Origin of the sequence: Bacillus sp. es.036 (assembly GCF_002563635.1) — a bacterium.
Taxonomy (GTDB): Bacteria; Bacillota; Bacilli; order Bacillales; family Guptibacillaceae; genus Guptibacillus.
The window spans coordinates 605,821-624,954 of the sequence record NZ_PDIZ01000001.1; the positions used below are offsets into that span (position 1 = coordinate 605,821).

23 protein-coding genes are annotated in these 19,134 nt (G+C 40.4%); 15 read left to right on the top strand and 8 right to left on the bottom strand.

Annotation, left to right across the window (positions count from 1 at the left end):
• Window positions 1-44 precede the first annotated feature (44 nt).
• A complete protein-coding gene (locus ATG70_RS03240; RefSeq protein ID WP_257147601.1) occupies window positions 45-812 on the top strand; it encodes a TIM barrel protein in 768 nt (255 codons plus the stop codon).
• A 63-nt stretch (window positions 813-875) separates the two neighbouring features.
• Here ATG70_RS03240 and ATG70_RS03245 read toward each other — a convergent pair whose 3' ends face one another.
• The gene (locus tag ATG70_RS03245) at window positions 876-1,556 is read right to left on the bottom strand and encodes a bacteriorhodopsin (RefSeq protein WP_098442936.1); all 681 of its coding nucleotides are present in this window, start codon (window positions 1,554-1,556) and stop codon (window positions 876-878) included.
• Between the two features lie 159 nt (window positions 1,557-1,715).
• On the opposite strand from ATG70_RS03245, the gene ATG70_RS03250 reads away from it, so the two are divergent.
• Window positions 1,716-2,342 (top strand): 3'-5' exonuclease, encoded by a 627-nt coding sequence (locus ATG70_RS03250; protein ID WP_098442937.1) that lies wholly within the window; start codon window positions 1,716-1,718, stop codon window positions 2,340-2,342.
• A 29-nt stretch (window positions 2,343-2,371) separates the two neighbouring features.
• Here ATG70_RS03250 and ATG70_RS03255 read toward each other — a convergent pair whose 3' ends face one another.
• The gene (locus tag ATG70_RS03255; protein ID WP_098442938.1) at window positions 2,372-3,001 is read right to left on the bottom strand and encodes a redox-sensing transcriptional repressor Rex; all 630 of its coding nucleotides are present in this window, start codon (window positions 2,999-3,001) and stop codon (window positions 2,372-2,374) included.
• Between the two features lie 186 nt (window positions 3,002-3,187).
• Entirely contained in the window at window positions 3,188-3,850 is a 663-nt protein-coding gene (locus tag ATG70_RS03260) for a peroxiredoxin (protein ID WP_098442939.1), read from the bottom strand.
• Window positions 3,851-4,020: 170 nt separating this feature from the next.
• Here ATG70_RS03260 and ATG70_RS03265 point away from each other — a divergent pair, with 170 nt between their 5' ends.
• The 3 genes from ATG70_RS03265 (at window position 4,021) to ATG70_RS03275 (ending at window position 5,572) form a co-directional block, all read left to right on the top strand.
• Entirely contained in the window at window positions 4,021-4,869 is an 849-nt protein-coding gene (locus ATG70_RS03265; RefSeq protein ID WP_098442940.1) for an MBL fold metallo-hydrolase, read from the top strand.
• A gap of 67 nt (window positions 4,870-4,936) precedes the next feature.
• The gene (locus ATG70_RS03270) at window positions 4,937-5,191 is read left to right on the top strand and encodes a hypothetical protein (protein WP_098442941.1); all 255 of its coding nucleotides are present in this window, start codon (window positions 4,937-4,939) and stop codon (window positions 5,189-5,191) included.
• 171 nt (window positions 5,192-5,362) lie between these two features.
• On the top strand, window positions 5,363-5,572 hold the full coding sequence (locus ATG70_RS03275) for a hypothetical protein (RefSeq protein ID WP_098442942.1): 210 nt from the start codon (window positions 5,363-5,365) through the stop codon (window positions 5,570-5,572).
• A 67-nt stretch (window positions 5,573-5,639) separates the two neighbouring features.
• On the opposite strand, the gene thiM is transcribed toward ATG70_RS03275, so the two are convergent.
• The 3 genes from thiM to ATG70_RS03290 form a co-directional block, all read right to left on the bottom strand.
• A complete protein-coding gene (gene thiM, locus ATG70_RS03280; protein WP_373560752.1) occupies window positions 5,640-6,440 on the bottom strand; it encodes a hydroxyethylthiazole kinase in 801 nt (266 codons plus the stop codon).
• Between the two features lie 109 nt (window positions 6,441-6,549).
• A complete protein-coding gene (locus ATG70_RS03285; protein ID WP_098442944.1) occupies window positions 6,550-6,792 on the bottom strand; it encodes a hypothetical protein in 243 nt (80 codons plus the stop codon).
• 2 nt (window positions 6,793-6,794) lie between these two features.
• Entirely contained in the window at window positions 6,795-8,423 is a 1,629-nt protein-coding gene (locus tag ATG70_RS03290; RefSeq protein WP_098442945.1) for an ABC1 kinase family protein, read from the bottom strand.
• Between the two features lie 603 nt (window positions 8,424-9,026).
• Between ATG70_RS03290 and ATG70_RS03295 the strand changes: the two genes are divergently transcribed.
• The 4 genes from ATG70_RS03295 to ATG70_RS03310 all read left to right on the top strand — a co-directional run bounded on the left by ATG70_RS03295 (window position 9,027) and on the right by ATG70_RS03310 (window position 12,896).
• The gene (locus ATG70_RS03295) at window positions 9,027-9,914 is read left to right on the top strand and encodes a diacylglycerol/lipid kinase family protein (protein ID WP_098442946.1); all 888 of its coding nucleotides are present in this window, start codon (window positions 9,027-9,029) and stop codon (window positions 9,912-9,914) included.
• A gap of 124 nt (window positions 9,915-10,038) precedes the next feature.
• The gene (locus ATG70_RS03300) at window positions 10,039-10,986 is read left to right on the top strand and encodes a nucleoside hydrolase (RefSeq protein ID WP_098442947.1); all 948 of its coding nucleotides are present in this window, start codon (window positions 10,039-10,041) and stop codon (window positions 10,984-10,986) included.
• 193 nt (window positions 10,987-11,179) lie between these two features.
• Window positions 11,180-11,788 carry a serine/threonine protein kinase gene (locus ATG70_RS03305; RefSeq protein ID WP_098442948.1) on the top strand — a complete coding sequence of 203 codons (609 nt, stop codon included), beginning with the start codon at window positions 11,180-11,182 and terminating at the stop codon, window positions 11,786-11,788.
• A 7-nt stretch (window positions 11,789-11,795) separates the two neighbouring features.
• A complete protein-coding gene (locus ATG70_RS03310; RefSeq protein ID WP_098442949.1) occupies window positions 11,796-12,896 on the top strand; it encodes an AI-2E family transporter in 1,101 nt (366 codons plus the stop codon).
• A gap of 37 nt (window positions 12,897-12,933) precedes the next feature.
• Here ATG70_RS03310 and ATG70_RS03315 read toward each other — a convergent pair whose 3' ends face one another.
• Window positions 12,934-13,731, bottom strand: a complete 798-nt coding sequence (locus ATG70_RS03315) for a peptidoglycan-binding protein (protein ID WP_098442950.1) — start codon at window positions 13,729-13,731, stop codon at window positions 12,934-12,936.
• 238 nt (window positions 13,732-13,969) lie between these two features.
• Here ATG70_RS03315 and ATG70_RS03320 point away from each other — a divergent pair, with 238 nt between their 5' ends.
• The 4 genes from ATG70_RS03320 (at window position 13,970) to ATG70_RS03335 (ending at window position 16,390) form a co-directional block, all read left to right on the top strand.
• Window positions 13,970-14,233: a hypothetical protein gene (locus tag ATG70_RS03320; RefSeq protein WP_098442951.1), complete on the top strand. Its 264-nt coding sequence runs from the start codon at window positions 13,970-13,972 to the stop codon at window positions 14,231-14,233.
• Window positions 14,234-14,344: 111 nt separating this feature from the next.
• Complete coding sequence (locus tag ATG70_RS03325; RefSeq protein ID WP_098442952.1) at window positions 14,345-15,007, top strand: type 1 glutamine amidotransferase domain-containing protein; 663 nt, start codon at window positions 14,345-14,347, stop codon at window positions 15,005-15,007.
• A gap of 156 nt (window positions 15,008-15,163) precedes the next feature.
• On the top strand, window positions 15,164-15,442 hold the full coding sequence (locus ATG70_RS03330; RefSeq protein WP_098442953.1) for a hypothetical protein: 279 nt from the start codon (window positions 15,164-15,166) through the stop codon (window positions 15,440-15,442).
• Window positions 15,443-15,520: 78 nt separating this feature from the next.
• Window positions 15,521-16,390, top strand: a complete 870-nt coding sequence (locus ATG70_RS03335) for an aldo/keto reductase (protein ID WP_098442954.1) — start codon at window positions 15,521-15,523, stop codon at window positions 16,388-16,390.
• 32 nt (window positions 16,391-16,422) lie between these two features.
• Here the strand turns inward: ATG70_RS03335 and ATG70_RS03340 are convergent, their stop codons facing one another.
• Window positions 16,423-16,923, bottom strand: a complete 501-nt coding sequence (locus ATG70_RS03340; protein WP_098442955.1) for a cupin domain-containing protein — start codon at window positions 16,921-16,923, stop codon at window positions 16,423-16,425.
• A gap of 232 nt (window positions 16,924-17,155) precedes the next feature.
• Between ATG70_RS03340 and ATG70_RS03345 the strand changes: the two genes are divergently transcribed.
• Window positions 17,156-17,653: a PTS sugar transporter subunit IIA gene (locus ATG70_RS03345; RefSeq protein ID WP_098442956.1), complete on the top strand. Its 498-nt coding sequence runs from the start codon at window positions 17,156-17,158 to the stop codon at window positions 17,651-17,653.
• Window positions 17,654-17,729: 76 nt separating this feature from the next.
• A complete protein-coding gene (gene treP / locus ATG70_RS03350; RefSeq protein WP_098442957.1) occupies window positions 17,730-19,133 on the top strand; it encodes a PTS system trehalose-specific EIIBC component in 1,404 nt (467 codons plus the stop codon).
• Window position 19,134: the final 1 nt, after the last annotated feature.

A 19,134-nucleotide genomic window follows, 5' to 3' on the forward strand; every position in this document is an offset into this window, starting at 1 on the left:
AGGGAATTGAGTCAATGTAATAAAGCTATATGAGGAGTTGACCATTGTTGAAATATTCCCTATGCATTGGAGCCTACCCAGGTGAGGATGTGATCACTCACCTGGAAAAAGTGAAGGATCATGGATTTCATGGGCTAGAATATTATGATTGGACGGAATTAAATCTGGAGCAAGTGGCTAAGGCCCAGAGTCAAATTGGCGTTGGAATTACGGCAACTTGTACGCGTTTTTTTAATTTAGTTAATCCGAAACTGCGAGAATCATATCTTCAAGGATTATCAGAAACGATTGAAGCGTGTAAAAAACTTGGAACGCCGTCGATCATTACCCAAACGGGAAACGTGATGGTCGATACGCCCATTAGCCTACAGCAAGAAGCGATGGTTGAAACACTTAAAAGAAGTGCGGAACTATGTGAAAAGGCTGATGTTGTCCTTGAAGTTGAACCGTTAAATGGGCTTGTTGATCATGAAGGTCATTTTCTACAATATTCAGATCAGGCAGTGTCGATTGTCGATCAAGTGAATAGTCCACATGTAAAACTATTATTTGACGTGTATCATCAGCAAATTACGGAAGGAAATGTTACCCGTAACGCAACAAATTTTTGTAACCGAATCAATCATTATCATATTGCTGATAATCCTGGACGTCATGAGCCGGGTACAGGTGAGTTGAATTTTAGGAACATCTTAAAAGCGATTAAGAAGACAGGCTTTGAGGGGTTTATTGGGCTCGAGTGCAACTACACAATTCCAACAGATCAAGCAATCGATTCGTTTAAGAAGACAATTTTACAGTCTGTTGAATAAGCTACATGAAAAAGAGCGAGAAAGACGCGTTTGAAATACGTCATTCTCGCTCTTTCTTTGACACTATCCTTTTATTTTTCGAAGACCATGAAGATCCAAAATGCCAAAGCCAACTTTTGAGAAGATTGGAAGAACGATAAACGCTAGTGTATCAATGATGCCTTTCGTTAGACCTACTCCTGATGCGCCAAAGAACCATGCCAACGGATAAAGCACCCAAAAAGATGTTAAATAAATGGCCATTCGCTTATAGTGCTTGGCAAGTTGGTCGCTTTCATGTGCCATTCTCTTAAGAGGGCCCCATATAATTCTTAATATGATTGCAAGGGCAACAAGCCCTAGACTATACCAGATGTATTTTAGCGAATCAGGTGAAAAATCGGCGATCAGTCCAGTTAAAATCATGAATACGTCAGCTATAATCAGAGAAGCGATCAGTGTGCGGTTGATTTTCCTTTGGTAGAACATCGCGGTTAAGGCAAGTGATAATAGTAACAGGGGAGTAGAGACCACCCAATCTAAGTATCGTGCAAAGTAAATCGTTTTCTCTGGTCTTTCTAATAGCCCCTGACCTAATGCAATGGATAAATAAGCGACTCCAGACCATCCTGTAATGACGATAGCGATCACATATTCATACAAAGGTACGCCCTTTGGTTTTCGGCTTAGGAAATAAAAATAAATGGCGCTTGAGATCATCACGATAAAATAAAAAATATGTAACGATATATCGATTGAATTCATGTTTCACCTCACTAGCAAGTTGTGTTACCCAGTATTGACATTGCATAAGGATTTATTCAGATTAGTAGAGGCGCTCGTATAGCAATGTAAGGCAAACAGCTAGACGAATCATTAAGAACCTTTTAAAATGTGGGTAATGAACGGTAAAGGAGTTTCCATATGAATTTTGTGGCGTTAGATTTTGAAACAGCAAATTCTTCACGAGGAAGCGTTTGCTCGATTGGTCTTGTTGAATATGAAGATGGTCAGTTGATTCGAGAATATTATCGTTTAGTGAAGCCGAAACAAAATGTTTTCTCTGGCATCAATATTAGCATTCACGGGATTACAGAAGAAGATGTTGAAGATGCACCTGAATTTGATATTCTGTGGCGAGAGGAAATTCGTGAGTTAGTTGAGGGGAAATTCCTCATTGCTCATAATGCGCAATTTGATATGAGCGTGCTACGTGCTGTTCTTGACCAATATGGTCTCCCATATCCAATGCTTGCGTATAACTGCACTGTGAATCTATCAAAAAAGACATGGGTGTTACCCAAGTATAAATTAAATGTTGTCTCCGATTATCTTGGAATTCAACTTGACCATCACCATGCGCTAGATGATGCAAGAGCTTCTGCTCAGATTTTCTTAAAAGTGGCAGAGACGTTAGATACGGCAGATATCAATGAACTTATCGCAAGAACTGGTACAGCAAACGGCGTTTTATTTGATAGCGGCTATGAACCTGCCAAATTAAATAAGAAAAACTCAAAAAACACAAAGAAAACCCCTGCGCCACGTTGAATTTTGGTGAGGGGTTTTCGTGCATCTTATTAAAAGAAATGAATCAGGAAAGAGAGTGTATCCAGTTCACGTGCTAAATCAATTTGTTGAAGGTGAACGTTAGCTGGGAGCTTAAGGTAGGCAGATGAGAAATTCATAATACCAAGTATTCCGGTTTCAGATAGCTTTTCAGAAACCATTTGCGCTGAAGCGGCGGGAATAGCTAGAATGGCTACCGTTACACTAGCGGTTAAACGTTCATTCATTTCATCGATATGATAGACCGGTACACCTGCAATGGTTTTGCCAACGACTTTTGGGTTATTATCAAACGCCATTTTAATTTTAGGTGACGATTTCCGTAAGTGATTATAGTGAAGAAGCGCTGTGCCCAGTCGACCTGCGCCAATTAAAGCTGCTTCAGGCTCAGTCTTTTCGTTTACAATCAAGTGAAGGTGATTCACAAGTTTTTTAACTTCGTACGCTGCCCCTTTTCGACCTGGGGCTTTTATCTTAGAAAAATCTCTCCTCACAAGATCCGATTTAAAATTAAGCGCATGACCAATCTCAACTGAGGAGATCGATTTTTGCCCTGATTTCTTTACGCTCTTTAAATAAGAAAGGTAGAGAGGAAGACGCTTTATGGTTGCATTTGGAAGTTTATTCTCTTCCTTTTTCATACGATTACCTCCGTCAAACTATATCCGCTTTCTTCTCTATTATAATCTTAATCTAGCAAAGTGCAATTTGGAAAATAATCCAAAAGAACTAGTGAGGAGATAGGTTCCTGTAAAATTCCCAAACGATGGAATTCATATAGAGTCAACAGAAAAAGAACCGGTCATTAGGCCGGTTCTTTCAAACGATTATTGATTTAAATCTTTTTTGCATAAATACCAATCAATACATTCAAGACCTTCTTCGTTTTCCCTCTTTTTCATATCTTCCTGTGTTTTAGGAGGAGAAACAAGGACCTGATCTCCTGGTTCCCAATTGGCCGGTGTCGGAGCACCGTGCTCATCCGTTGTTTTTAACGCCTTTACTAATCTCATAATTTCATGCATGTTGCGACCGGTCGTAAGAGGATAGTAGATGACAGCTCGGACAACTTGTTTATCATCAACTACGAAGACTGCACGACTCGTTTCCGTTTGACTTTCTTCCGGCATGATCATGCCGTAGCGCGTCGCCACTTTTCGATCGAGATCAGCAATAACCGGAAATTCAATTTCGGTATCAAAATTCTTCTCAATGTTTCGAACCCATGCTAAATGTGAGGAAACGCTATCGACACTAAGGCCGATTAACTCAACATCAAGCTTTCGTAACTCAGGATAAATTTCCTGAAAAGCCACAAATTCTGTCGTACATACCGGCGTGAAGTCAGCGGGATGCGAAAACAACACAAACCATTTTCCTTTGTAATCATCGAGTGAAAGTTGCCCGTGTGTCGTGTTGGCAGTAAAGTCAGGGGCTGGTGACCCGATTCGTGGTAGCTGATAAGCTGTTTCTGTTTGTGGTTCTGACATATTGAAACATCCTCCTTCTATTCGAATCTATGGTTGGTTTTCCCTCCTATTTTTTAAATAAACTGTCTTTTTTGTGACGAATATTGTTGAGATAACTTATGGAAAAGAAAGAAAATGATAGAATGAAAGAGAGGAAAAGAATTCCAAAGATAGGAGAGAGGAGAAATCGTATGCAAATTGAATTTCTTGGTACCGGTGGGGCCATGGCGATCCCCCGGCCACTATGTCAGTGCGCAGTTTGCGTAGAAGCGAGAGCGAAAGGTGTCCCTTACAGTCGATCGGGTCCTAGTGTTTTTGTTCACGGTCCTAACGTATTAATTGATACGCCTGAAGATAGCTATATGCAGTTAAATCGCTCGCAGATTTCGAGGATAGACGGCGTATTTTATTCGCATTGGCACCCTGATCATGTTATGGGGAGGCGGGTGCTAGAATCAGTAAATGCGGATTGGGTCAACCATCCCCCAGAAGGAACAACAACGGACGTTTATTTGCCGGAGCAAGTGGCGATTGACTTTCAAACAAGATTAGGTAGTGGTGAACATCTTGCTTTTTTTGATCAACAAAAATACATAGCGCTTCATAAGCTGAACGATGGGGAGAAAGTAACCATTAATGGCGTATCAATTACTCCGTTTCGCTTATCTGAGGATTATGTTTATGCGTTCCTGTTTGAAGGGGAAGGCAAACGGATATTGATTGCTCCAGATGAACTTTATGGTTGGGAGCCAGAGGAACTTGGTGAATTGGATGTAGCGGTATTGCCGACTGGCATCTGCGAATTTCATCCTTTAACAGGAGAGCGACAAATCAGTGAAGATCATCCTGTTTTGAAAGAAGAAGCAACATTTCGTCAAACACTATCTATTATTGAAAAGTTACAGGTGAAAGAAGTGTATTTAACACACTTGGAAGAACCTGATCAATTGAGCTATGACGACCTCAAAAAGGTGGAAGAAACGCTTCTGCATGATAAAAACATTTTATTTGCGTATGACACCTTAACAATTAATCTATAGGAAGACACGGTTTAAAAATCCGTACTTTAGGGAAAGATTTTTTTAGATATAGAAACGAGGTGAGCGTATGGAACTGTCATTTGGGCTTATTCTTAATATTGTCATAGCAATTTATTTATTTGTGGATGCAAAAAAACGGGATAAAAGTTCTTTTTTCTGGGCGATTATCGGGTTAATTTTTGGACCAATCGTTCTTGGAATCTACTTTATTCAAACAGGTAGAAAAGGCATTGGTTGGCTTATTATCATTCTTGCCCTTATTTGGTTTATTATTGCCATTGTGTTAGGTATATTGGCAGGGATCATTGGTCTCTTATTTTAGGATTAAACCTGAAGCGTACGCTTCAGGTTTTTCTATGGGTTTAAGACTTCATGGAATGTGGAAGAGTATTGAGATACTATTAAAACAAATGAGCGCTTGAGGTGAATGTGTCAAATTGACGAATGAGGGGATCTCACATTCATAGATAAGTAATGACTCAAGGGGGAAGCAATGGATGAAGAAGCAAAAGTGATAGATTGGATCACTTCCGAAGTCGAAGTAGAAACATGCACCATGCAAGATTATCCGGTGTACCATTCGGGTAAACGAGTCATCGATCGAAGCGGAGATTATCTTATTGTCTACTTTCATCCGTTGCTTGAAAAAGTGGTTTATACGTTTAAAGGGATTGAAGATTGTTTTTTCATTGCTCATCGTTAAGCAATTTTGAAATAGGTAAATCGAATTAATATAAAAAAGAGGAGCGCAGTTGCGCTCCTCTTTGGTGTTATTTGACGAGGTGGACATTTGCTTCAATGTCTTCTGGTGTAATAAGCGAAAGTTGATTTAAAAGCGCAATTTGAAAGTCGCCTGGCCGATTTTCAATATGATCGGCGGCTTTTTCACTTGCAACACCATAAAACGCAAGTACGCCGTATGCAGCTAGCATCGGATCTGACTCCACAGCTGCGAACGCACCGAGAAGAGAGGAGAGAAGGCAGCCAGTACCGGTTACCTTCGTTAAGATCGGGTGGCCGTTACCAAGTTTAAGTGTCGTTTCGCCATCTGAAACAATGTCGATCGCCCCTGTGAGGATGACCGTACAACCAAACATTTTTGCGGTTTTTCTTGCTAGCATTTCGCTATTTCCTTCTCCTTCTGTAGCATCAACGCCTTTAATTGACCACTTTTTCCCTGAAATATTTGCAATTTCAGCTCCATTTCCTCTTAGAAATTGCACATCGACTTCTTTAAGAATATGTCGAGCTGTTGATGTTCGATACGGAGTGGCCCCTGCTCCAACCGGGTCGAGAATAACAGGAATGTTCATTTCATTTGCCGCTTTTCCAGCGATAACCATCGCTTCCACCAGTTCTTTTGTTAACGTACCGATATTTAAAACAAGAGCTCCAGAAATCTTGGCCATATCAGCGACTTCTTCTTTCGCATAAGCCATAACGGGGCTTGCTCCTGCAGCGAGTAAGCCGTTCGCTGTAAAATTGGTTACGACGGTATTCGTTATATTATGAACGAGAGGGGATGCCTCTCTTACTTTTGTAATGAGGTCAGCTGCCTGAGATTTTTCCACGGTCAACATCCTTTCTTGCTTGTTATTTCTAATGGTTTTTCCCTTTTTTTTATTGTAACAATAAGGCGTGTTCGTGAAAATAAAAAGTAAGGAGTTCCTTTTTCCTATATTAAGGTTTTGAGTAACGATTCCAAAACCGTAAGATCCATGAAAAAGGAAATGGTAATCGGTACCCGGCTTTTTCAAGTTGTTTTAGAAGGTTTATAAATGCACCGCCAACGCGACGCTGTTGTTTTAATTCTTCTTCATTCGCTTTCACTGTAATGCGATAGCCATCTTGAAGTCCCTCCACTTTCACTTCTTTTGTACCAAGCTTTTCAGTAGTTTCTTTCATCACTTTCGATTCTTCCATCTTTATTTCTCCTTTTTTAACCAGAGTCGTTTTTCCATTGCACTAACAGTAAAGAGGACGAGTAGAGTAATGCCGCTGGATATGACAGTAGGAAGGAATAGGGACTGAATCTCAAAAGCAAGACTTACAAAAAAACCAATGAAACTTAACGAAAAGAGAATAAAGGCATAGTGTTTATTCCATAACATACTTTTTGATCGAATTTCTGTTTTCTTCACGTTTTCTTCCCATTGGCGGTGATCGGCGAATTCATCCGAAAGTCGATCAAGTGGATTTTCAATTGAAGAAATTCTTGCATAGAACTGCTTCAATAGTTTTTTAGGGTCATAGCCAGCCGATTCCTCGCGATTGATCCACTCTTGAACTATTGGTTTGCCTTCTTCAATTAGATCAATATTGGGATCCAAAGTGTAAAGAATCCCTACGATGGTTGAAATGGCTCTCCCTAGAAAAGCGAACTCACTCGGTAACTGTATAGGCTGCTTATTTACGAGCGTTTGTACTTCCTTTAAAACTTGTTCAGCAGTATCTTCATCCATCATCGTTAAATCCTGTTCAATGAATAAGGTCACTAGCGTCTGTATGGCTTTCTCAATCTGTCTTTTATCAGAGTTAGGAAGAAGAAAGCGCAATTCGTCTAGAGTCTCTGTTACATCGCTGTACTGACTAAGCACGATTCCGGTAATGAGCTTTCGAATGGAAAGAGCATCCCTTGCTTCAATATGTCCGACCATACCAAAATCGATAAAAACGATCGTCCCGTCTTCTTGAATAAGAAGGTTACCAGAGTGAGGATCGGCATGAAATTGTCCTTCTTGAAGAAGCTGTTCAAGATATCCCTTTAAAAGCTTGCGAGCTAGCTCTCGTCGATTAATGGCTTTCTTGTCAATATAAGAAAGGTTTGTTATACGAGCGCCTTCCATCCATTCCATGACGAGCACTTTTTTCGTTGACCATTCTGGGACGTAATTAGGAACCCGATAGCCTGGACTATCGCTGTAGCGCTCCTTAAAGTGAAGGCCATTTTTCAATTCTTTCTTAAAATCAAGCTCATCTTCAATCACGTGTCGAACTTCCTCGTAAAGCCTGCTTAAATCAAGCTGCTTGCCGTACGATGTAAACTTATCCATAAGCCAGAACACGATGCGAAGGGCTTGAAAGTCAGCCCGAATAATCTTGCGAATGTTGGGGCGGCGTATTTTAATTGCCACTTCTTCGCCCGATTTTAATGTTGCTCTGTACACCTGTCCTATGGAAGCTGATGCAATCGGCCGATCTGAAAGGTTGTCAATCACATCTTGAACGTCCGCTGCCCATTCTTCTTCAAGAATTTGTTTCGCTTTCTCCCAGGAAAAAGAAGGGACGCGGTCAACGAGATCTTCAATTTCTTCTAGAAAAACTTTTGGAAGGATATCCGCTCTAGTTGAGAGGAATTGTCCTAGCTTAACGAGCAGTCCTTCAAGCCGAATCGCTTTTTCCTTGTACTCCTTTGCCTGCTTTTTTAATAGTTTCTGCCAGCGTTCCTGATCCCACGAATGCTTGCTTTTTCTTCGAAAGCGTTCAAGTTGGAGGAAGAACTTAACGGACATCCAAACGATCACGCTAATGCGATACAGCGATTGATATTTCATAGACGACTCCTACTCCTGAATAAGTTGTTTAGTGTTTAACATAGCCTATTTCCATCGATTAGAAACAATTTTTTACGAGTAAGGAGCACATCAAAAACCCCTATCACAACTAGCGATAGGGGGTGTCCAACAGTATTGTATGTAAATGGGGGTGGAGATCGTGTCTCTATTTCTAAACAAGGAGTTACTTTAAGCGTTTATTAAGCCACTTTTGAATGAAAAACGCAAGGGCAGCAGAGGTTGCCAGTACAATAATGGTTACTAAAAAAGAATTTTCCGCACTTGTATAATTGCCTGCGCTAGAGTAGGAGGATTGGTTATGGAAAACAGTGAAAAAAATTCCTGATAAGAGCTGTAAACAAAAAAATAACACGATAAAACTGCTAACGAATGAGAGGTAATTCTTCATCGGTATTGTTCCTTTCTATGATCAATAAAGCTAGCTTAAACGGCTTATTAATAATACTTCGCGTGTCGTATCGATTACTAGGGGAGAAAAAACAAAGCTACACTTATCCTTGATCGTAAGAACTGTTTCACCTTCCAAAAAGAGGGGAATGGTAGAAACAGACTTTGCAATTTCTGTTTAGGGAGGACAAAATCGTGAAACGTGCTATGCTCATAATAAATCCATCATCTGGTAAAGAAAAAGCAATGAATTACGAAGAAGAAGCACTAAACATTTTACAACAAAATCATGTGGACGTTACAGTGAAATATACAGAAAAAGAAGGGGATGCGATCCGTTTTGCTAAAGCCGCATGCGAGAATCATTTTAACACGCTTGTCGCAATGGGGGGAGACGGAACGATTAATGAAGCCATTAACGGATTAGCAAGTGAGTCGGAGCGCCCTAATTTTGGCTTCATTCCTTTAGGGACAGTTAATGATTTCGCAAGAGCGCTCGGCATCTCTATGCAACCGAAAAAGGCGCTAAAAGTTCTAGCACAACAGCATACTAAACCGGTCGATATCGGACGTATTAATGATCAGTACTTTATGAATGTGCTTGCTGTAGGTGCGATTGCAGAAGCCGTATATGACGTGACGCCTGAGCAAAAATCCAAATTTGGACCGCTTGCTTATTTAATTGAAGGTGGAAAAGCGCTAAAAGATAAAACACCTTTTGACCTGAAAGTGACGTATGATGGAAAACAATGGAATGGAGAAGCGTATATCATGCTGATTGCTTTAACGAATTCAGTAGGTGGAATTCAATCGTTCGCCCAGCATGCTGAGGTGAATGATGGGTATTTTCACATCTTTATTTTAAGAGAATTTTCTCTACCTAAAGTATTTAAAATTATCCCAGATCTTTTTAGTGGAAATTTACAAGACAACGCTCAAGTGGAATATTTCCCCGCCTCTAAATTAAAAGTAGAGTCAGATCATGAACTTGTCGTCAATATTGATGGGGATGAAGGTGTCAATCTTCCATTTGAAGCTGAAGTGATGCACAACGAATTACATATTTTTGTTCCTGAAGAGTAGGACGCCTACTCTTTTTTCACGTTGACTGGATCGAATACCTAGTGCATCTCGAAATGTCCTGCTTCTTATTCTCATTTTTCATGAATAGGCTAGTTGTGATGAAAACTGGGATGAGGTGAAAAGCATGGGACAAAAAGTATTGTTTTTTGGAGACGTTGGGATTGATGACACGATTGCTCTGTTGTTTGCTTATTTATCAGAAGGTATAGAGGTGATTGGTATAGTAGCCTGTTACGGTAATGTATCGAAAAAGCAAACAACGCGGAATGTGCGTTACTTACTTCAAGAAGTGGGCCGAACAGATATCCCAGTAATGGGTGGTGCGGAAAAGCCAATGACAGGTGAAGTGCCAACATATTATCCGAATGTTCACGGTCCCGAAGGTTTAGGTCCGATTAGCCCGCCACCAAATGAAGCTGAGCCATTAGAAAATTTCTTTGAAGTTATCACTCTCATTGAAAAATATAGTGAAGATCTGGTTATTGTTAACGTGGGCAGAATGACTTCGCTTGCTACGCTGTTGCTTCTCTATCCAGATACGATGAAAATGATTCAATCTTTCTATATTATGGGTGGAGCATTTAATGTACCAGGGAACGTCACTCCGAGTGCAGAAGCGAATTTTTATGCGGATCCCGTTGCAGCGAATATCGTCATGAAGTATGCAGAGAATGTTTTCTTATTTCCCCTAAACGTAACTCAGCACGCTATTGTAACACCAGGAATGGTCAATTATATTGAAGCAATCAGTAAGCCTCCTTTTCTTAAACCGCTTCTAGATTATTATTACGAGGAATTTTATCAAAAGATGGTTCCGGATATTGAAGGAAGTCCCGTTCACGATGCGCTCACTATAATGAGCGTGGAAAATAATAGCATCTGTACTTTTTACCGTACGCCAGTTGCAGTAGAAATTACTGGAGAGGCGCGGGGGCTTAGCATCGGTGATTTTAGAAAATCCTTTGAACAAGCAGAATTTGATAATAGGCCGGCTCATCATGTGGCGATCGAACTGAATTATTTTATGTTTTATAAATTATTTATGGAAACCATGACGGGAGAGACATTTTAGAAAGTGAAACCTTTTCTTGTCATTTTTCGTAAAGAGAGTAAAATCGATAAGAAAACACCATTTTTTAGCTACCTAGTGACAAATTGACTTTAATTAAGTATAGAGGTTGGTTCCCCTTATACAAGACATCTGTTGCGAATAGATTAAAATATAGAAACGTAACAAATGTAAGAAGTGAAGAGGGTGCTTGTGCTTGAACGACATTGAGAGAATCATGATTAATATCAGAATAGAAGGGACAAGTGTTCTTCATAAACCAGATGACTTAACGATCATCGGTAGAGGAAGAAGTGCAGTTGTTTTTAAGATCCCGGATGAGCAAAAAGTTCTTAAAGTTTTTTATCCTGATTTTGTTCATCTTGCAAGACTTGAAGCATCGATTTATCAAGAGTTAAACAATAATGATGACTACCCTTCTTTCTATGAAGGAGGAGAGGGGTATGTCGTATTAGAATATTTAGAAGGACTGACCTTTTACGAATGTTTAATTCAAGGAATCGTGATTACAGAGGAAATGATTGCAAAAGTTGATCATGCTCTTAACTACGCGCGTAAGAAAGGGCTAAATCCTTCAGATACGCATCTCCAGAACGTTATGCTACTATCGAATGGGGAAGTTCGCGTCATTGATGTCGTTCGCTTTCGTCAAAGCAAGGTGTGTACACACTGGGAAGATCTTAAGGTAGCCTATGACCGCCTTTATTCATCTCGTTTCTTTCCGAAAAAATATCCAGTGTGGTTCGTGGAGATGATTATTCGCCTTTATCGTAAAGGCTTTATTCGATTGAAAAAAAGGAAGTGAAGACACAGTGCAACAATCGCGCTTATTTCGATTTTTTATTTGGCTTCTTCTTATTTTTACAGTGATTTGGGTTGGCAGTAAAATTGAATTTATTTTTCGTCCCCTTGTCATCCTAGTAACAACATTAGCGTTTCCAATTATTGCAGCAGGAGTGTTTTATTACATTCTACGCCCTGTCATTGCTCTATTAGAAAAATGGAAAATACCAAGGCCACTCGGTATTCTTCTCGTTTATCTGGCGCTAGCTGGTGGTGTAACGGGACTTGTTATTAGTATTGGTCCTGTACTTGTTGAGCAATTTAATAGTCTTGTGAAGGGTGCCCCAACGCTTGTGAATGATTTGCAATCCGCGATTAACGACTGGCAGAGGAATCCGTACATAGCTAGAATTCTTCAAAGTGAAATGATCGACATACAGGGATTGACCGATCGCATTTCTGGTTCAATTGGAGAAATTAGCTCTTCTTTTGGAAATTACATTTTTTCAATCCTAAATGTTGTCACGAATGTGCTCGTTGGGATTGTTCTTCTTCCATTCATTTTGTTCTTTATGCTGAAAGATGGAAAAAAGCTGATGCCATCCTTACTTCGAGTCGTTCCTAAAGCCCACCGGAAAGAGGGAGCGAAAATACTAGAAGATATGGATGACGCGCTAAGCGGATTTATCCAGGGACAGCTGATCGTAAGTGTCTTTATCGGAACGTTTGTTTATATTTGGTATGTCATCATTGATCTTGACTATGCCTTAATTCTCGCGATGATTGCTCTCTTCCTTAACGTTGTCCCATTTATCGGTCCGATTATCGGAACAGCACCGGGCGTCATCGTCGGACTGATCCAATCACCGTTAACAGCCCTATGGGTTGTCCTTGGTGTCATTGTGATTCAACAAATTGAAAGTAATCTTGTCTCACCGCTTGTGATGGGGCGTAAGCTGGATATTCATCCCTTAACGATCATCTTGCTCCTATTGGTGGCCAGTAGTCTTGCAGGGTTTCTCGGGCTTATTCTCGCCATCCCAACGTACGCAGTGCTAAAAGTAATCTTTACTCATACGTATCGGTTAATTAAGCTGCAGCAGCGAGGCAAGCATTCAACAAACGAATAGTAAAAAGACAGGTTCTCTAAGCGAACCTGTCTTTTTACTATTCAATGACGCGTATCGTTACATCTTTGCGACCCCAGTTAAGGGCGTTTTGTTGGTTTGGAATAAAAACATCAATTCGATTGTGATCGATGTCACCGCCGATGTCAGCTGCAATTGCAGTTCCATATCCTTCCACCTCGACAATTGAGCCTAGTGGGATTTGATCTGGATCAACAGCAATCACTTTCGCATCAGGGTATTTTTCTAAATCAATGCCCATCTTAGTAACGCCAGAGCAACCGGTGCAGTTGGCCGTATAAGCTGTACTTTCAACAGTCATTTCTTTTCCAGCCGCCGAGTCAGGTGATGCCATTTGATCTAACGCTCTTCGTGTCGCTGGTCCAGCAATTCCATCAGCCGCTAGCCCTTTGTTACGCTGAAACTGTTCGACAGTAGCGACCGTTCCTGAACCGTAAATACCATCGACTTGTCCTTCATAGCCAGCTTGTTGAAGCTGACTTTGTATATGTATGACCTGTTTTCCAATATCGCCTCTTCTAAGTACTTGAACCGCTTTGTTTGTTTCTGAGCCGGCAAGAACATCCACTTGCAAATTTCGGCTTTCTTGAAACGCAGCAACGGCATTTTCCGTAATACTACCAAAATAACCTGTAGCTGTATGGTAAGGAAACATTCCTTTCGTCATTAAATAGTCTTGTAGTTCTTTCACATCTTCCCCAGAATTCCCATTTTGCATCGTTCGATCTCCTAATGCCGCTGAAGCAAAGGATGGTGTGGCTACAAAAATAGCGCTTACGATTAGTAGCGCTGCCACGATTCTCATTTTTTGAATCATCATTTCTCCTCCTTAAATGATTTTACTTTACAAGTGAAACCATTCGGCTAGAAGAAAGGATATTCGACGTTTTATCAACAATATACGACATTTTGATTAGAAAAAGACCAGATAATGGAATGGTTGAACGATGAAAAGAGACTTAATTGGAATTGATCGTTGACTCTTACACATAAGAAAAGGAAAATGGAATGAGCATCGAAAAGAACGGGCTTGTAAGAAAGGGGAAACGCGTGTTGTGAAAGATCTTGACCGAAAGTGGATTCATTTAATTAACATCATCCTAGGAGTAATTATCGTTCCATATTCTATTCTTGAATTCGTCGCAGTCCTTAAGTTAGCTGACAATAATGACTATTTATTAGTCCCTATTGGGCTACTCGCACTCTGGCTAATCCTGTATCTTGTTCAGTTAAAAAAGATGAAAACCCTCCTTGTTATGGGCGCTGTTTTTCTAAATGTGTTCTACTTATTTTTTGTTATCCCGCAATTGCTATATTAGAAAACTTTCTGGATCTTCAATAAGATGAATACTTTTATGAAAAGCGGGTATTGTACTAAAGTGGTCAAAGAGACTAACAAAGTACTTAGAAGATAAAGGAGAGGAATTCAAATGACTAAAGTATTAATGGTCGTAACAAATCATACAGAAATCGATTCAGAACACAAAACAGGGTTATGGCTTGAAGAGTTCGCTGTCCCTTATAACATCTTCAAGGAAAAAGGGTATGATATTAAAGTAACTTCGATCCAGGGTGGCGAAGTTGAACTTGATCCAAATAGTATTCCAGAGGAAGATCCGAAAGAGTGGGAAGATGCACAGAACCAACTTAAGAATACAACAAAGGTAACGAAAGAAGATGCGAATAACTTTGATGTTGTGTTCCTACCAGGTGGTCACGGTACGATGTTTGACTTCCCAAATAGTGAAGTCCTACAGCATATTCTTCAGGAACAAGCTGAAGCTAATAAAATTATCGGCTCTGTTTGCCATGGTCCTGCTGGACTAGTAAACGTTACGTATAAAGACGGTACTCCTCTTGTAAAAGGGAAGAAAGTAAGTGCCTTTACTGATTCAGAGGAACGAGAAATGGGACTTGTTGAGCAAATGCCATTCTTGCTTGAATCAAAGCTACGTGAAAAGGGAGCGAACTTTGAGTTAGCAGATAACTGGTCCGTTTTTTCTGTTCGTGACGGTAACTTGATTACAGGACAAAACCCTCAGTCAAGTGAAAGTGCTGCGAATAAAATCATTGAAGCAATTGAAGGAAAATAAAAATATTCTTATCGTAATAAAGCGAAATGCTTTGAATGAATAAGGATTGAAAAGGAGTGGGCCTGTTCTGGTTCGCTCCTTTTCTATGTTTGTTCTTTTTTCTAAAGAGGAACAGAGCAAGCATATGTAGAATGAATGAAGAAGAGGATGATGAGTTTGAAATTAATTTTATCTCACCCTTTTGTTAAGGTGACACGAAAAATAGAACGGAACGAGCAGAAAACACTTGAGCAGGAGCACGACTTAAAATTATATGAAGATCGTATTATCGTTGGGCAGGATCAATTTGCGATACAAGATGTGTTTGATATGTCGTATCGTTTTCAATCAACCCTTTATGGCTTTTTGTACCTTCATACCAATCGTGGTGTGGTTACGTTTATTATTAAAAAGGATCCAACGGTTTTTATTAATGAATACCGAAAGCTCATATAAGGTATAGGAAGCAAATTGGAAAAATAAATTAACTATAGCTTTGTTTAATGAAATTGAAACGAGAGAAGGGGGTAGGTTATGATGGGGATCGACAAAAGAGTAGTGCTTTCTAATGGCGTTAAAATGCCTTGTTTAGGCTACGGAGTTTTTAAGATGAGCGATGAAGAAGTAATTAAAGGTGTTAAGGTTGCTCTGGAAACAGGCTATCGAGGAATTGATACGGCTTCTTATTATGAAAATGAAGAAGCGGTTGGAATGGCGATAAAGGATTCGGGCGTTCCGAGGGAGGAAATCTTTCTTACTTCTAAAGTTTGGAATGATGAACAGGGATATAATGCTACTTTAGCCGCATTTGAGCGGTCGCTTGAGCGCCTTGGCACCGATTATCTCGACCTTTACTTAGTTCATTGGCCCGTACCCCACTTATTCCTTGAAACGTGGCAGGCTTTAGAAAAGCTCTATCATGAAGGGAAAGTTTGTGCGATTGGCGTTAGCAATTTTGAAACCCATCATCTTGAAGCCATTTCTCGCATCTCAACTGTGACACCGGTGCTCAATCAAATTGAGCTACATCCGGAATTAATTCAAGGCGAACTGCGAGATTATTGCCAATCAAAAGGAATCCGAGTTCAAGCATGGTCTCCGTTAAAGAGGGGTCAGGTGCTAAGTCATTCCGTTATTCAAGCCATCAGCGATCGTTATGGGAAAACCCCTGCTCAGGTTGTGATCAGATGGTGCTTACAACATGACCTTCTTTTAAATGTAAAATCAACTCGTGAAGAACGAATTAAAGAAAATGCAGATGTGTATGATTTCCAATTAACGGATGAAGAGATGACATCGATTGATTCGCTTCACGTAAATAGCCGTATCGCCCATCATCCAGATCATCTGGATTTCTATGAAAGAACGGTTCCGGGTTTTAAAAAATCAAAATCTATCACCTAAAAAAGACGCCACTGGCGCCTTTTTTTGTGGAACTACTGTTTTGTCCAGCTTTTTTTTAAGGGCCCATCCCTTCCGAAAACGGGATCGAATTCAGGTACAGGCACATTTTGAATGTTCTCAAGAACCGTAGGACGCTCATTTGGCTCCCCAGTTCTAAGGTCGTGATCGCGGCCATCTGGATAAGCGCCGACAACGAGAAAGTCGGAGGAAGCTTGTTCTCTTTTGTGACCAACTCCTGCGGGTATGACAACAACGTCTCCTTTCTCCACACGAATCGTTTCTCCTTTTTCACCCCCGAACGTAATCGAAGCTTCTCCTTTTACAATGGCAAGTACTTCGTGTGTATTGCTGTGATAGTGGTGATAAGGAAAAACGCCATTTTGCCATGCGTTCGTCCAATTGTTCTTGTTAAAAAGGGCCATCGCATCGTGGTTTTCTAACGCAGCACGATAAAGGGTAAGAGGATAGAAAGCGTTGTTTGGAATCTTGCCGTCATCACCAAAGTAAAGCGTTTTAATCATTTCTTTCTTCATGTCATCACTCCTTCTTTCTTATGTATACGTTTTTGAGCAAAGTGAAACATGAGCGTTTAGGAAATGGAGTGAAGGGAATTTACCTACGAATCAATCCTTCCCCCTTGGGTTGAAAAAAGATGAGCTTTGGAGTTGACTAACTTGTCTATACAAGATAGACTACAAGGTGAAACATGAACTTGTCTATACAAGATGTTAAATAAATGAAAGCGGTTGAAAGGAGAAGATATCAATGTTGAAAAAACTATTTGGTAAAAAAGAAAAACCTTCTGAAGAGGTTATTTATGCTCCATTAAACGGTAAGGTTGTTGAACTTGAAACGGTTCCTGATCCGACATTTTCACAAAAAATGATGGGAGACGGTGTTGCGATCGAACCTACAGATGGCAAAGTTGTATCACCGGTAAACGGTAAGGTTATTCAATTTTTCCACACAAAGCATGCTGTTGGAATTGAGTCTGAATCAGGTCTTGAGATTTTGATCCACGTTGGTCTTGAAACAGTTGGCATGGGTGGCGAAGGTTTTGAAGGTCACGTGAAAGAAGGCGACAAAGTAAAAGTTGGCGATCCACTTATTACTGTTGACCTTGATCTTGTGAAAGAAAAAGCAGCAAGTACCATTACGCCTGTCATTATTACGAACGCAGATGTTCTTGAAAATGTTGAGAAGAAATACTCAACAGGTGCTTCAAATGAAACGGAAATTATGACTACGAAAGTAAAAGGTTAAAGGAATGTAACTTAGAGAGCACTGCTCAACGTGCTCTCTAAGGTAAATAGCTTTTTTTACTAAGGGGGAAGAAAACATGGCGATTAATCGAGAGTCTGTTGAACACATTCTTGAAGCCATTGGTGGAAAAGAGAATATTTCGACCGCCACACATTGTGTGACTCGTCTGCGTCTTGTCTTACATGATGAAAGTAAAGTTGATACAAAAGCATTAGAAGAGAACGAACTTGTGAAAGGATCATTTTCGGCTAATGGACAGTTCCAGGTAGTTATTGGACAGGGAACGGTTGATAAAGTATTTAAGATTTTTGCAGAGTTGGCAGAAATTGAAAGCGCGTCCAAACAGGATGTAAAAGACGCGGCTGCAAATAAACAGAATTTCCTTCAGCGCGGTGTGAAGACGCTAGCCGATATCTTTATCCCGATCTTACCTGCGATCGTTACTGCTGGCTTGCTTCTTGGGATTAATAATATTCTCACAGCACCAGATATTTTCTTTAGTGATCCGCTAGTCGAAGTCTATCCGCAATGGGCAGATTTAGCGAGTATTATTAACCTGATTGCCAATACAGCCTTCGTCTTTTTACCAGGTCTGATCGGTTGGTCAGCCGCCAAGCAATTTGGCGGAAGTCCATTGCTCGGTATTGTTCTTGGTCTCATTCTCGTCCATCCGGACTTACTGAATGCGTGGGCATATGGTGAGGCAGATGATATTCCAACGTGGAACTTATTCGGACTTGAAATTGAGAAAATCGGCTATCAAGGTCAAGTGTTACCAGTACTTGTTTCAGCGTATATCTTAGCCAAAATCGAAACGTTCTTAAATAAACGGATACCAGATTCGATTCAGATGCTGATCGTGGCGCCTGTAGCGTTACTTGTCACTGGTTTCCTTGCGTTTACTCTAATTGGTCCCGTAACATTCTGGATTGCGAATCTCTTAACGGATGGCTTTATTGGCTTGTTTGATTTTGCGCCAGCCATTGGTGGACTAGTCTATGGTGCCTTGTATGCACCGCTCGTTATTACAGGGATGCATCACACGTTCCTTGCTGTTGACTTACAGTTGATTGGTAGCACAGGAAGTACATTCTTATGGCCGATGCTAGCTCTATCCAATATTGCGCAAGGTGCAGCTGCACTTGCGATGATGCTTATTACTCGTAATGAAAAAACAAAAGGTCTTGCCGGAACGTCAGCCGTGTCTGCCTTTCTTGGTGTGACCGAGCCCGCTTTGTTCGGGGTAAACTTACGCTTTAAATTTCCATTCTTCGCTGCAATTATCGGATCAGCGATCGCTGGTCTTGTCATTACCGTTAGTGGCGTTGAAGCAACATCAATTGGTGTAGGTGGTATACCAGGATTCCTTTCCATTTTCAAAGAATACTGGGGTGCTTTCTTTACAGGTATGGCTATTGTACTTGTTGTGCCATTTGTTTTAACATTCTTATATGGAAAAGTAAGAAAAGTAAGCGAGTAAA